This window comes from Kribbella sindirgiensis (assembly GCF_004331435.1).
Lineage (GTDB): Bacteria > Actinomycetota > Actinomycetes > Propionibacteriales > Kribbellaceae > Kribbella > Kribbella sindirgiensis.
Map to the genome: position 1 here is coordinate 64594 of NZ_SJKA01000017.1, position 13221 is coordinate 77814.

The 13221-nt window shown below is 68.9% G+C and carries 14 protein-coding genes; 7 read left to right on the top strand and 7 right to left on the bottom strand.

Annotated elements, in window-relative coordinates:
* The first annotated feature begins 17 nt into the window (after positions 1–17).
* From E0H50_RS34190 to E0H50_RS34210, 5 genes are read left to right on the top strand one after another with little or no spacing between them, the layout of a single operon-like run.
* Positions 18–902 (top strand): 2-hydroxy-3-oxopropionate reductase, encoded by an 885-nt coding sequence (locus E0H50_RS34190; protein WP_131295147.1) that lies wholly within the window; start codon positions 18–20, stop codon positions 900–902.
* A complete protein-coding gene (gene gcl, locus E0H50_RS34195) occupies positions 902–2671 on the top strand; it encodes a glyoxylate carboligase (protein WP_131295148.1) in 1770 nt (589 codons plus the stop codon). Before E0H50_RS34190 ends, gcl begins: the two co-directional genes overlap by 1 nt.
* The gene (locus E0H50_RS34200; protein ID WP_131295149.1) at positions 2671–3804 is read left to right on the top strand and encodes a glycerate kinase; all 1134 of its coding nucleotides are present in this window, start codon (positions 2671–2673) and stop codon (positions 3802–3804) included. The genes gcl and E0H50_RS34200 overlap by 1 nt, the downstream gene beginning before the upstream one ends.
* Complete coding sequence (gene allB / locus E0H50_RS34205) at positions 3801–5141, top strand: allantoinase AllB (protein ID WP_202868456.1); 1341 nt, start codon at positions 3801–3803, stop codon at positions 5139–5141. The genes E0H50_RS34200 and allB overlap by 4 nt, the downstream gene beginning before the upstream one ends.
* Positions 5138–5953: a bifunctional allantoicase/(S)-ureidoglycine aminohydrolase gene (locus tag E0H50_RS34210; protein WP_131295150.1), complete on the top strand. Its 816-nt coding sequence runs from the start codon at positions 5138–5140 to the stop codon at positions 5951–5953. The genes allB and E0H50_RS34210 overlap by 4 nt, the downstream gene beginning before the upstream one ends.
* A 27-nt stretch (positions 5954–5980) precedes the next feature.
* Here E0H50_RS34210 and E0H50_RS34215 read toward each other — a convergent pair whose 3' ends face one another.
* Positions 5981–6520 carry a GNAT family N-acetyltransferase gene (locus tag E0H50_RS34215; protein ID WP_131295151.1) on the bottom strand — a complete coding sequence of 180 codons (540 nt, stop codon included), beginning with the start codon at positions 6518–6520 and terminating at the stop codon, positions 5981–5983.
* A gap of 80 nt (positions 6521–6600) precedes the next feature.
* On the opposite strand from E0H50_RS34215, the gene E0H50_RS34220 reads away from it, so the two are divergent.
* Entirely contained in the window at positions 6601–7368 is a 768-nt protein-coding gene (locus E0H50_RS34220) for an SDR family NAD(P)-dependent oxidoreductase (protein WP_131295152.1), read from the top strand.
* 72 nt (positions 7369–7440) lie between these two features.
* Here E0H50_RS34220 and E0H50_RS34225 read toward each other — a convergent pair whose 3' ends face one another.
* Together E0H50_RS34225 and E0H50_RS34230 are read right to left on the bottom strand one after the other, a co-directional pair.
* Positions 7441–8235, bottom strand: a complete 795-nt coding sequence (locus tag E0H50_RS34225; RefSeq protein WP_131295153.1) for an ABC transporter permease — start codon at positions 8233–8235, stop codon at positions 7441–7443.
* Complete coding sequence (locus E0H50_RS34230; protein ID WP_202868457.1) at positions 8232–9173, bottom strand: ATP-binding cassette domain-containing protein; 942 nt, start codon at positions 9171–9173, stop codon at positions 8232–8234. Before E0H50_RS34230 ends, E0H50_RS34225 begins: the two co-directional genes overlap by 4 nt.
* Before the next feature lie 96 nt (positions 9174–9269).
* On the opposite strand from E0H50_RS34230, the gene E0H50_RS34235 reads away from it, so the two are divergent.
* The gene (locus E0H50_RS34235; RefSeq protein ID WP_202868458.1) at positions 9270–10043 is read left to right on the top strand and encodes a TetR/AcrR family transcriptional regulator; all 774 of its coding nucleotides are present in this window, start codon (positions 9270–9272) and stop codon (positions 10041–10043) included.
* Here the strand turns inward: E0H50_RS34235 and E0H50_RS34240 are convergent.
* From E0H50_RS34240 to E0H50_RS34255, 4 genes are all read right to left on the bottom strand, one after another.
* A complete protein-coding gene (locus tag E0H50_RS34240; protein ID WP_131295155.1) occupies positions 10029–10631 on the bottom strand; it encodes an FMN reductase in 603 nt (200 codons plus the stop codon). The two genes, E0H50_RS34235 and E0H50_RS34240, sit on opposite strands and share 15 nt — an antisense overlap.
* Positions 10628–11740 carry an LLM class flavin-dependent oxidoreductase gene (locus tag E0H50_RS34245; protein WP_131295156.1) on the bottom strand — a complete coding sequence of 371 codons (1113 nt, stop codon included), beginning with the start codon at positions 11738–11740 and terminating at the stop codon, positions 10628–10630. Before E0H50_RS34245 ends, E0H50_RS34240 begins: the two co-directional genes overlap by 4 nt.
* A gap of 112 nt (positions 11741–11852) precedes the next feature.
* Positions 11853–12197, bottom strand: coding sequence for a tetratricopeptide repeat protein (locus E0H50_RS34250; RefSeq protein ID WP_131295157.1), 345 nt, complete (start codon positions 12195–12197; stop codon positions 11853–11855).
* A gap of 39 nt (positions 12198–12236) precedes the next feature.
* The gene (locus E0H50_RS34255; protein WP_131295158.1) at positions 12237–13112 is read right to left on the bottom strand and encodes an aldo/keto reductase; all 876 of its coding nucleotides are present in this window, start codon (positions 13110–13112) and stop codon (positions 12237–12239) included.
* Positions 13113–13221 lie beyond the last annotated feature (109 nt).

The following is a 13221-nucleotide window of genomic DNA, read 5'->3' on the forward strand; positions in this document are numbered from 1 at the left end:
TCCCCAGGAGAACTGACATGACGAACATCGCCTTCATCGGCCTCGGCATCATGGGCAACCCGATGGCCGTCCACCTCGCCAACGCCGGCCACACCGTCGCCGGTCTCGACCGTTCGCCGGAGCGCGCGGAGGCCCTGATCGCCGCCGGCGGCCGGGCCGCGACCTCGATCGGCGACGCGGTCAAGGGCGCCGACGTGATCTGCGTGATGGTGCCGGACTCGCCCGACGTCCAGGACGTCCTCGAAGGTGAGAGCGGCGTCTTCCAGAACGCGGAGACCGGCGCGCTGATCATCGACTTCTCCAGCATCCGGCCGGACGTCACGCAGCAGCTCGCCGAGCAGGCCCGCGCGATCGGATTCCGGCTGCTCGACGCTCCGGTCTCCGGTGGCGAGGCGGGCGCCAAGAACGCCGCGCTGTCGATCATGGTCGGCGGCTCGGCGGACGACTTCGCCGAAGCCAAGCCACTGTTCGACGTGGTCGGCAAGACCGTCGTGCACGTCGGCCCGAGCGGATCCGGCCAGACGGTCAAGGCCGCCAACCAGCTGATCGTCGCCGCGAACATCCAGGCCGTCTCCGAGGCGGTCGTCTTCCTGGAGGCGTACGGCGTCGACACCAAGGCGGCCCTCGATGTGCTCGGCGGCGGTCTGGCCGGCTCCACCGTGCTGAACCAGAAGAAGCAGAACATGCTGTCGCACACCTTCGAGCCCGGGTTCCGGATCGACCTGCACCACAAGGACATGGGCATCGTCACCGCGGCCGCGCGCGAGGCCGGCGTCGTCGTACCGCTGGGTGCCCTGGTGGCACAGCTGGTCGCGTCGGCCCGGGCGAACGGCGACGGCGGCCTCGACCACTCCGCCCTGCTCCGTGGCGTCGAGCGGCTGTCCGGAAAGAAGGTCAGCTGATGGCCCGCATGCGCGCGGTCGACGCCGCCGTACTGATCCTGGAGAAGGAAGGGTCGACGCAGGCGTTCGGGTTGCCCGGCGCCGCGATCAACCCGTTCTACAGCGCGATCCGTGCCCACGGCGGGATCAAGCACGTGCTCGCCCGGCACGTCGAGGCCGCGTCGCACATGGCCGAGGGGTACACCCGGGCCCGCGCCGGCAACATCGGCGTCTGCATCGGCACGTCGGGACCGGCCGGCACCGACATGATCACCGGGCTGTACTCCGCGTCCGCGGACTCGATCCCGATCCTGTGCATCACCGGCCAGGCGCCGGTCGCGAAGCTGCACAAGGAGGACTTCCAGGCCGTCGACATCTCCGCGATCGCCAAGCCGGTCGCCAAGTGGGCGGTCACGGTGATGGAGGCCGCGCAGGTCCCGGGCACCTTCCAGAAGGCGTTCCAGGTGATGCGCGAAGGGCGTCCCGGTCCGGTCCTCATCGACCTGCCGATCGACGTCCAGCTGGCCGAGATCGACTTCGACATCGACACCTACGAGCCGCTTCCGGTCTCGCGTCCCGCGGCCACCCGTGCGCAGGCCGAGAAGGTGTTGTCGATGCTCAAAGCCTCCGAGCACCCGCTGATCGTGGCAGGTGGCGGCATCATCAACGCCGACGCCGCGGACCTGCTGGTCGAGTTCGCGGAGATCACCGGGATTCCCGTCGTACCGACCCTGATGGGCTGGGGCGCGATCGCGGACGACCACCCGTTGAGTGCGGGCATGGTCGGGCTGCAGACGTCGCACCGGTACGGGAACGCGACGATGCTGGCGTCCGACCTGGTCCTCGGCATCGGCAACCGGTGGGCCAACCGGCACACCGGCGGGCTGGATGTCTATCGGGGCTCTCGCAAGTTCATTCATGTGGATATCGAGCCGACGCAGATCGGGCGGGTGTTCGCGCCGGACTACGGGGTGGTGTCGGACGCTCGGGCCGCGCTGGAGGTCTTCGTCGAGGTCGCGCGCGAGCAGGCCGGTTCGTTGCCGGACCGTACGGCGTGGGCCGCGGAGTGCCGGGAGCGTCGTACGACGCTGCAAAGGAAGACGCACTTCGACGCGGTGCCGATCAAACCGCAGCGGGTGTACGAGGAGATGAACCGGGCGTTCGGTCCGGACGTCCGCTATGTCAGCACGATCGGGCTGTCGCAGATCCAGGCGGCGCAGATGCTGCACGTGTACCGGCCGCGGCACTGGATCAACGCCGGCCAGGCCGGGCCGCTCGGCTGGACCGTCCCGGCGACGCTGGGGGTCGCGGTCGCGGATCCGGACAGCACGGTGGTCGCGTTGTCGGGTGACTACGACTTCCAGTTCCTGATCGAGGAGCTGGCGGTCGGGGCGCAGTTCAACATCCCGTACATCCATGTGGTGGTGAACAACTCGTACCTCGGCCTGATCCGCCAGGCGCAGCGGAACTTCGACATGGACTACTGCGTGCAGCTGTCCTTCGAGAACATCAACAGCCCCGAGGTCAACGGGTACGGCGTCGACCACGTGAAGGTCGTGGAAGGCCTTGGCTGCAAGGCGTTGCGGGTCTCCGAGCCGGACGGGACCCTGCCGGCCCTGGAGCAGGCGAAGAAGCTGATGGTCGAGCACCAGGTCCCGGTCGTCGTCGAGATCATCCTCGAGCGGGTCACGAACGTGTCGATGGGGGTCGAGATCGACAACGTCATCGAGTTCGAGGACCTGGCCATCTCGCCGGAGGACGCGCCCACCGCCCTCGCGTTGCTGGACTGATGGTGTTGCGGTTGGTAGTTGCCTCGGACAAGTTCAAGGGCACCTTGACGAGCGCCGAGGTCGCGGACGCGGTCCGCGTCGGGGTACGACGAGTCTGCCCCGGCGCGACCGTGGTCTCCGTGCCGGTGGCCGACGGCGGCGACGGCACCCTCAGCGCCGCCGTCGCCGCCGGCTACACCCACGTCCCGGTCGTTGCCTCCGGCCCCACCGGTGAGCCGGTCCGGAGCGGGTACGCCAGGTCGGGCGACACCGCAGTGGTCGAGCTGGCGGACGTCTCCGGCCTGGTACATCTCCCCGGCGGCATCCCAGCGCCCCTCACCGCCACGTCGTACGGCACCGGCGAACTGATCGCCGCAGCCCTCGACGCCGGCTGCACCCGCATCATCCTCGGCATCGGCGGCAGCGCCTCCACCGACGGCGGCACCGGCCTGATCGCGGCCCTGACGCACTCCCCGGGGTCGCCGACGACAACCGCCGGGGACTGGGAACAGGCCATTGCTTGTTCTCGGTCCCTGGGGCTTGTCACCGCGAGGCTCGACGGCGTGCGGGTGGTGGTGGCGTGTGATGTGGACAACCCGTTGACCGGGCCCCGGGGTGCGGCTGCTGTTTACGGGCCGCAGAAGGGTGCCACGGCCGAGCAGGTCGTCGAGCTCGACGGCAGGCTGAGCGCGTGGGCCGACCTGGTCGCCGAGCACACCGGCCGGGACCTGCGGGATGCGCCGGGTGCCGGTGCGGCGGGCGGGGTCGGATTCGCGGCGCTAGCACTGCTGGGCGCCGAACTCCGCCCAGGGATCGACCTGGTCCTGGACCTCGTCCGCTTCCGCGAGCACGCAGCCGGCGCCGATCTCGTGATTACCGGCGAAGGCGCCCTCGACGAGCAGACGCTCCACGGGAAAGCTGTAGCCGGCGTCGCAGCAGCCTCGACTGTCCCGGTGGTTGCGGTGTGCGGCGTCAACCGCCTCGAGCCACAGCAACTCCAGGAACTCGGCGTCTCCGCGGCGTACGCGCTCACCGACCTGGAGCCCGACGTACGGCGATGTATCGCCGAGCCACGCCCGTTGCTCGAACAGCTCGGCGAACGGATCGCGGTCGATCACCTTACGATGGCACGAACGGCGAAAGGACTCGCATGAGTGCTCTGGATCTCGTGATTCGGGCCCGCCGGGTGGTGCGGGCGGGCGGGGAGCAGCCGGCCGCGGTCGGGGTGCGGGACGGGCGGATCGTCGCGATCTCGCCGTACGACGCCGAGTTCGACGCCGCGACGGAACTCCGGCTGGGTGACGACGAAGTACTGCTGCCCGGTCTCGTCGACTCGCATGTGCACGTGAACGATCCCGGCCGCACCGACTGGGAGGGGTTCACCTCCGCGACCAAGGCCGCCGCGGCGGGCGGCGTCACCACGATCGTCGACATGCCGCTGAACAGCATCCCGCCGACCTGCGACGTCCCGGCGCTCACGCTGAAACGCAAGACCGCCGAGACCCAGTCGTACGTCGACGTGGGGTTCTGGGGCGGCGCGATCCCGGGCAACGTCCCGGACCTGCGCCCGCTGCACGACGCCGGCGTGTTCGGCTACAAGTGCTTCCTCCTGCACTCCGGCGTCGACGAGTTCCCACCCCTCGACGCGGACCAGCTAGCGGCCGCGATGCGCGAGCTCAGCACGTTCGACGGCCTGCTGATCGTGCACGCCGAGGACGCCCACCGCATCGACGAGGCGACCGAACCGAACGGCGCGAGCTACGAGGCCTTCCTCAACTCCCGCCCCCGCGCGGCCGAGAACGAGGCGGTCGCCCAGGTCATCGAGCTCGCCCGGGAGACCGGCTGTCGCGTGCACATCCTGCACGTGTCGAGCGCCGACATCCTCCCGCTGCTCACCCAGGCCCGCAACGACGGCGTACGGATCACGGCGGAGACCTGCCCGCACTACCTGAGCTTCACCGCCGAGGACATTCCCGACGGCGCCACGCAGTACAAGTGCTGTCCGCCGATCCGAGAGGCCGCGAACCGTGAGCTGCTCTGGGAAGGGCTGCGCGCCGGCACGATCGACCAGGTCGTGTCCGACCACTCGCCGTCCACGATCGACCTGAAGCACCTCGACACCGGCGACTTCGGCACCGCCTGGGGCGGGATCGCGTCGCTCCAGCTCGGCCTGCCCGCTGTCTGGACCGAGGCGCGCCGCCGCGGCTTCACTCTGGCCGACGTCGTCCGCTGGATGGCCGCCGCCCCGGCCGCGCAGACCGGTCTGACCACGAAGGGCGGGATCGAGGTCGGGTACGACGCCGACTTCTGCGTTCTCGCCCCTGACGAGACCTTCACCGTCGACGCGCACCAGCTCGAGCACAAGAACGCCATCACGCCGTACGACGGACGCACGCTGACCGGCGTCGTCCGGAGCACCTGGCTCCGCGGCGCATCCATCGACATCGACGTCGACCCGCGCGGCCGCCTGCTGACCCGAGGAGAACGATGAGCTACTACGCGCCGAAGGGCGGCCTGCCCCCGCAGACCGACCTCACCACCGACCGCGCGGTCTTCACCGAGGCGTACGCCGTCCTGCCGCGCGGCACCATGCGCGACATCGTCACCAGCCGGCTGCCGTTCTGGGACGAGACCCGGTTGTGGGTGATCGCGCGGCCGCTGTCCGGGTTCGCCGAGACGTTCTCGCAGTACATCGTCGAGGTCGGCCCGGGCGGTGGGAGTGACAAGCCGGAGACAGATCCGGCTGCCGAGGCCGTGCTGTTCGTTGTCTCCGGCAACCTTGTGCTGACGGTCGCGGGGGAGAAGCACACGCTGGTCGAGGGTGGGTACGCGTACCTGCCGCCGGGCGGCGACTGGACGGTGCGGAACACCAGCGACGCGGCCGTGACGTTCCACCTGGTGCGGAAGGCGTACGAGCGGATCGACGGGATCGACGTACCGCCGGCGCTGGTCACGAACGAGGTGGACGTCGAGGGCCGGGAGATGCCGGGCACCGAGGGGCGCTGGAGGACGCAGCGGTTCGTGGACCCGGACGACGTACGGCACGACATGCACGTCAACATCGTGTCGTTCGAGCCGGGCGGGGTGATTCCGTTCCCGGAGACGCATGTGATGGAGCACGGGTTGTACGTGCTTGAAGGTAAGGCGGTCTACCTACTGAACAAGGACTGGGTGGAGGTCCAGGAGGGCGACTTCATGTGGCTGCGGGCCTTCTGTCCGCAAGCCTGCTACGCGGGCGGCCCCGGCCGCTTCCGCTACCTCCTCTACAAGGACGTCAACCGGCACCCGAAGCTCACGCTCTGAGGGGGGTTGAGGGGAGAGGGACGAAGCTCACGCTCTGACGCTCACCGGGCGTTGGGGGGCGGGGAGGGGGTCGGTGATCAGGCGGGCGTGGCGTTCTACGTCGTAGCGGGTGCCGTCGTAGGTGAGGCGTTGGCGTTCGACGCCTTCGGAGAGGAAGCCGGCGCCGGCGGCGACCGCGCAGGAGGCCGGGTTGTTGAGGCGGTGGCCTAGTTCGAGGCGGTAGAGGCCGGCGTCGTGGTGGGCCCAGTCCGCGAGGGCGCGCAGCGAGTCCCGGGCGACGCCCTGGCCGCGGACGTCCGCGAGCGTCCAGTACCAGGTCCAGCCGACCCGGTGCCGGTCGATGTTCGTCACCCCCACGCACCCGATCGGATGGTCGTCGGCGTCCGCAACGGCGTACACGTGCCCGTTGTCCAGGTCCGCGACCCGCCCGATCCAGTCGACCGCGGACGCCCGGTCCACGATCCCACCCTGATTCACCATCTCCGGATCGTCATGGGCAACCACCAGCCGCAGCGCATCACCAGTCCGCCACCGCCGGAGCCCCAGCTCCCCGAGCGCGTATCCCATCCCTCGAAAATACCCCCGCCCGACTCCCGCCATCCGGCCGTCCGGCGCGTTCACGCCGGCGGCGGGAGAGGATAGGCCGTATGGCATATCTGGATTTCAGGGATCAGGTTGTGGTGGTGACCGGGGCCAGCAGTGGGATCGGTGCCGCGGCGGCGGTCGGTTTCGCGGAGACCGGGGCGAATCTCGCGCTGCATTACCACCGCAACGAGGAGGGCGCGAAGCACACCGTTGGCGCGGTGCAGACGGCTGGCGGTACGGCGTCCTTGCACCAGGCGGACCTCGCCGACCCGAAGGCCGCGGACGCGTTCGTCGAGGAGGTGCTCGCGCAGCACGGGCGGATCGACGTGCTGGTGAACAACGCCGGCGACCTGGTCAACCGGTCCGCGATCGCCGACGTATCGGACGAGGAGTTCCACCGGATCCTGGACGTCAACCTGTCCTCGGTGTTCGCGCTCTCCCGGCGGATCGTGCCGGTGTTCCGGGCGCAGGGCGGCGGCTCGATCGTCAACGTCACGTCGATCGCCGGACGGACCGGCGGGGCCGGCGGTTCGGTGGTCTACGCGACGTCGAAGGGCGCGGTCAGCACGTTCACCCGCGGTCTGGCCAAGGAGCTGGCGCCGGAAGGCATCCGGGTGAACGCGATCGCCCCCGGTGTGATCAAGACCCTGTTCCACGACCGCCACACCGGCGACGCCCAGATGCAGGCCATGCTCACCACGATCCCGATGGGCCGCACCGGCACCCCGCACGAGTGCGTCGGAACCATCCTGTTCCTCGCCTCCGAGCGGATGGCGTCGTACGTCACCGGCCAGATCATCGAGATCAACGGCGGCCAGCTGACCCCATAACCCCACTTTGTGCACCGTTCGACCAAAAATCGGCGCCGCGAAAATGATCGAACGGTGCACAAAGTCGCCTTGCTAGCGGGACAGCGTGCGGTAGCGGTGGGCTGAGAGGGGTAGGAAGACGGCGATCAGGACCGCGGGCGCGATCAGCGCGGCGAGGCCGGCGTGGGTGCCGATCCAGGTTGCGGTGGCTGATGGGTCGGGGTTGCCGAACAGGGCGCGGGCCGCCGTGGCGGTGGCGGACAGTGGGTTCCATTGGGCGATCGTGCCCAGCCAGGCAGGCATCGTCGACGTCGCGACGAACGTGCTGGACAGGAACCCGACCGGCCAGACCAGCACCTGCACCATCGTCACGCTCTGCGCGTTCTTCACGGTGAGACCGATGAAGATCCCGACCCACAGCAACGCGAACCGCAGCAGCAACAGCAGCCCGAACGCGGCCAGCGCCGACGGCAACCCTTCGTGCCACCGCCAGCCGAGTGCCAGCCCGGTCGCGGCCAGGACGACCAGTGTCACCACCGAGTCGAGCATGTCCGCGATACACCGCCCGAGCACCACCGCCGCGGAACTCATCGGCAGCGACCGGAACCGGTCCGTCACCCCCTTCGAGACATCGGTCGTGACCGCGGTCATCGTGCCCTCCAGCCCGAAGAGCATCGACAGCGCGAAGATCCCGGGCACGAGCAGTTCGTAGTACGACGAACCTTCGGGGGACTCCATCGCCCCGCCGAGCAGCCCGCCAAATAGCAGCAGCATCAGCACCGGGAAGAACCAGTTGAACAACACCAGCCCCGGCTGCATCCGCCAGTGCAGCAACGTCCGCCGCGCGATCGTCCAGCTGTCCGCGAGCGCCCATCCGAGGCCGGTCATGCGGCGTCTCCGGTCAGGTGCAGGAAGACCTCGTCCAGGGTCGGCCGCCGCAACGTCAGGTCCTCCGGTTCGATCTTTGCCTCATGCAACGAGTTCGCCATCGCCACCAGTGCTTTCGTGCGATCCTTCACCGGCACACTCACCCGGACGTCCTGCACCCGGATCTCCCCGTCCGCGAGCGGCCCGGCCAGCTCCACGACCCGCGGTACGTCGGCCGGGTCCGTGAGGACCAGGTCCAGCCAGTCCGACCCCAACTGCGTCTTCAACTCGTCCGGTGTCCCTTCCGCGACGACCTTCCCCTCCTTCAGCATCGAGATCCGGTTCGCCAGCTGATCCGCCTCCTCCAGGTACTGCGTCGTCAGCAACACCGTCGTACCGCCGTCGACCAGTTGCCGTACGGCGGACCACACCTCCATCCGCCCGGCCGGGTCGAGGCCCGTCGTCGGCTCGTCCACGAACAGCACCCGCGGCGCCACGATCAGGCTCGCGGCCAGGTCGAGCCGCCGCCGCATCCCGCCGGAGTACTTGCTCACCGCCTGATCCGCCGCCTCCGTGAGGCTGAACCGCTCCAGCAGTTCGTCCGCCCTGCTCTTGTGATTCCTCAGGTGATTCAGCCGTCCGAACATCACCAGGTTCTGCCGCCCGGTGAGCACCTCGTCCACCGCGGCGTACTGCCCGACCAGACCGATCCGCCGCCGTACCTCCGCCCCTTGCCGTCGAACGTCGAATCCCGCGATCGTCGCCGTCCCGGAATCCAGCTCCAGCAGCGTGGACAGGATCCGCACCGCTGTCGTCTTACCGGCGCCGTTCGGGCCGAGCAGGCCCGTCACCGTGCCGGCCGTGACCTCCAGGTCGAAGCCGTTCAGCCCCGCACCATCAGTACCGCCCTTGTAGTTCTTCCGTACGCCGGCGGCCTCGATCACTCGCTCCGTCGTCACTTCCCACCTCTCCGCTGGTTGGACCGTAGAGTGTACCGTACATTGTACGGCTCAGGTACGATGAACCCAACGACGAGCGGCGGAAGAAGGTTCCGGGTGGCGGGTAGGAAGGCGGCTGCGCCCGATCCGGCGCGCAGTCTGGCGCTGCTCTGGGGGAGTCACACCAAGCCTGGCCGCTCCGGTCTGACGGTGCGCGCGATCGTCGACGCGGCGATCGCGCTCGCGGACGTGTCCGGGCTCGAGGCGCTCTCGATGCGGACCGTCGCCGAGCGGCTGAAGGTCGGCACGATGTCGCTCTACACGCACGTCCCCGGCAAGGGTGAGCTGACCGACCTGATGTTCGACCAGGTGTACGGCGACCTGTACGCCGACCCTGATGAACCGTTGAACCAGCCCGGCGGCTGGCGCGGCGCCCTCGAGTTCATCGCCCACCGCAACTGGGACCTGCTGACCGCGCACCCGTGGATCCACGAGGTCCCGACGATGCGGACGGCGCTCGGGCCGAACATCACGCTGAAGTACGAGACCGAGCTACGTCCGCTGGACGGCCTGGGCCTGACCGACGTCGAGATGGACTCGGCCCTGACCCTCGTCCTCACCCACGTCCAGGGCACCGCCCGCGCCGGCGCCGAACAACTCCGCACCCAGCGCGACTCCGGCCTCTCGGACGAGGAATGGTGGCGTCAGATCTCCCCGACCCTCACCACAGTCATGTCCGGCACCCACTTCCCCACGGCCGGTCGCGTGGGCACCTCGGTAGGCGAACACTTCCAGTCCGCCATGGACCCTGCCCACGCCCTCACCTTCGGCCTGACCACGATCCTCGACGGCCTCACCCCACTGATCACGTCGCGATCAGCTGTTCAGTAGGTCCTCGAACGGGGTCGGGTTCTCGAACGGGTCGGCCTGGGTGGGGGTCTCGTGGTGGAGGGCCGAGACGAGTTCGCCGGCGGCCTGGGCGATCCGGGGGCGGAGGCCTGCGGCGTTCGGGCCCCAGTCGGTGGAGGCGGCGTACACGCCCGTGGGCACAGGGAGCGCCTTGAGGTAGGCAAACAGCGGACGGAGCGCGAACTCCAGGACCAGCGAGTGGCGCTCGGTGCCGCCGGTCGCGGCCAGGAGGACGGGCTTGCCGGCCAGCGCCTGGTCGTCGAGTACGTCGAAGAACATCTTGAACAGGCCCGAGTACGACGCACTGAACGTCGGACTGACCACGATCAGCGCGTCGGCGCCCGTCACGGTCTCGAGGACCTCGCGGAGCTTCGCCGGCGGGAACCCGGTGAGCAGGTTGTCGGTCAGCTCGTGCGCGTGATCGCGGACCTCGATCAGCTCGATCCGGGTCCCGATGCCGCGACCGGACAACTCGTCGCGGACCGCGTCCGCCAGTTGGTCCGCGAGCAGCCGGGACGACGACGGCGTCGTCAGCCCGGCCGTCACCACGGCGATGACTTTCTCGTTCATCGGATCGGCTCCTCGATCGTCTCCAGGTCCCGCGCCCGCTCGGCCGCGGCCTTCAGGGAAGCATGCGTCGGTGCGTCCGGGACATGCGCCGGCTTCAGCGCGGCGAACTCCTTCCGCAACACCGGAACCACCTCTTCGCCGAGGATGTCCAGCTGCTCCAGTACCGTCTTGAGGGGCAACCCGGCGTGGTCCATCAGGAACAACTGCCGCTGGTAGTCGCCGACGCTCTCCCGGAAGCTCAGTGTCCGCTCGATCACTTCCTGCGGGCTGCCCACGGTCAACGGCGTCTCCCGGCTGAAGTCCTCGAGTGACGGCCCGTGCCCGTACACCGGCGCGTTGTCGAAGTACGGCCGGAACTCGCGGACCGCGTCCTGAGAGTTCTTGCGCATGAACACCTGACCACCGAGTCCGACGATCGCCTGGTCCGCGGCGCCGTGCCCGTAGTGCTCGAAGCGCGTGCGGTAGAGCTCGATCATTCGCTTGGTGTGGCTCATCGGCCAGAAGATGTTGTTGTGGAAGAACCCGTCACCGTAGTACGCCGCCTGTTCGGCGATCTCGGGTGACCGGATCGAGCCGTGCCAGACGAACGGCGGTACGTCGTCGAGCGGCCGGGGCGTCGACGTGAAGCCCTGCAACGGCGTACGGAACTTGCCTTCCCAGTCGACGACGTCCTCGCGCCACAACCGGCGCAGCAGCGCGTAGTTCTCGACAGCGAGCTGGATGCCGTTGCGGATGTCCTGCCCGAACCACGGGTACACCGGGCCGGTGTTGCCGCGCCCCATCATCAGGTCGACCCGGCCGTCGGCCAGGTGCTGCAGCATCGCGTAGTCCTCGGCGATCTTCACCGGGTCGTTGGTGGTGATCAGGGTCGTCGAGGTGGACAGGATGATCTTCGACGTCCGGGCCGCGATGAATCCGAGCTGGGTCGTCGGCGACGACGGCACGAACGGCGGGTTGTGGTGCTCACCCTGCGCGAATACGTCCAAACCGACCTCTTCGGCCTTCAGCGCGATCCGGACCATCGCCTTGATCCGCTCGCCCTCGCTGACCGTGGTCCCCGTCGTCGGGTCCGTGGTCACGTCCCCCACGCTGAACACGCCGAACTGCATCCGTCCTCCTCGGTAGGTAGTTAACTATTAAACCATTAGAACGCCGGTCGGCGGCAACTCATTCCGGAGACGGCGAAGGCCTGCGATCGGGCGATCGCAGGCCTTCGCGAGATCACAGCGAGTGGGGCTTCAGCAGCTCGTCGTCGCCGGTGAGGGCGGCGGCGATCCGGCGATGTTTGCCGGCCTCGTCCGGACGGGACTGCCGTTCGAGCGTGCGAGCCATCATCAAGTGCGCGTAGTACTCGGTGGGTTCGCGTTCGATGACCGCGAGGAGTTGCTCCTCGGCGGGCTTGAGGAGGGCGGCGTGGTAGTACGCCCGCGCCAACAGCAGCCGGGTGCCGACGTCGTCGGGCGTGTCGTCGACCACCGGCTGCAGCGCGCGGATCGCGCCGCGGTAGTCACGTTCCTCGAAGTACTGCTGTCCGAGGCCGTAGCTGAGTGCGCGCATGTCTTCCATGCGCAGCTCAACAGCGGCAGCGCGGCGAATATGCCCAGGTCAGGCGGCATCCAGGAGCGCGACCTGGTCCGCGGTCAGCTCCAGGTCGACCGCGGCGTACGAGTCGCGGATGGTTTCCGGGCGGCTGGAGCCCGGGATCGGGATCACGTACGGCGACTTCGCGAGCATCCACGCCAGCGTCAGGCGCTGTGGGGAGACGCCGAGCTCCTCGGCCAGCGTGTGGAAGGCCGGGTGCTTCGCTCCGAGGTCCCCGGCGCGGGTGATGCCGCCGAGCGGCGACCACGGGAGGAAGGCGATCCCCAGCTCGTCGCACAGCTCGAGCTCGGGCTCGCTGGACCGGAACGCGGGCGAGAACTGGTTCTGCACCGACACCAGGCGGCCGCCGAGGATCTCCTGGGCCTGCTTGATCTGCGCGGGGTTCGCGTTCGAGATGCCGGCCATCCGGATCTTGCCCGCGTCGAGCAGGTCGCGGATCGCGCCGACCGAGTCCTCGTACGGCGTCTTCGGGTCGGGCCGGTGGAACTGGTACAGCCCGATCGCCTCGACACCGAGCCGCTTCAGCGACGCCTCGGCTGCCGCGGCGATGTACTTCGGAGACCCGTCCAGCGTCCAGCTCCCGTCGCCGGGCCGGAGGTGCCCGCCCTTCGTCGCCACCAGGACGTCCGAGGTGTCACCGCCGTACGACGCCAGCGCCTTGGCGATCAGGCTCTCGTTGTGACCGTCGTCGGTCGCGGTCAGGTGGTACGCGTCGGCGGTGTCGATCAGCGTGATGCCGGCGTCCAGCGCGGCGTGGATGGTCGCGATCGACCGGTCCTCGTCGGGCCGTCCCTCGATCGACATCGGCATCGCGCCGAGCCCGATCGCGGACACCGCGACGTCACCGATCCGGCGGGTCTTGTTCGTGTCAGCTGCCATACACCTAACCTCCCGCGCCCTGACTGCGAAATCCAACAGGAATCTCCGCAGGGATTCAGTGCTCCGAGTGGTCAATGTAGTCAGGGGCTTACAAATTGGAGAGAGGTTA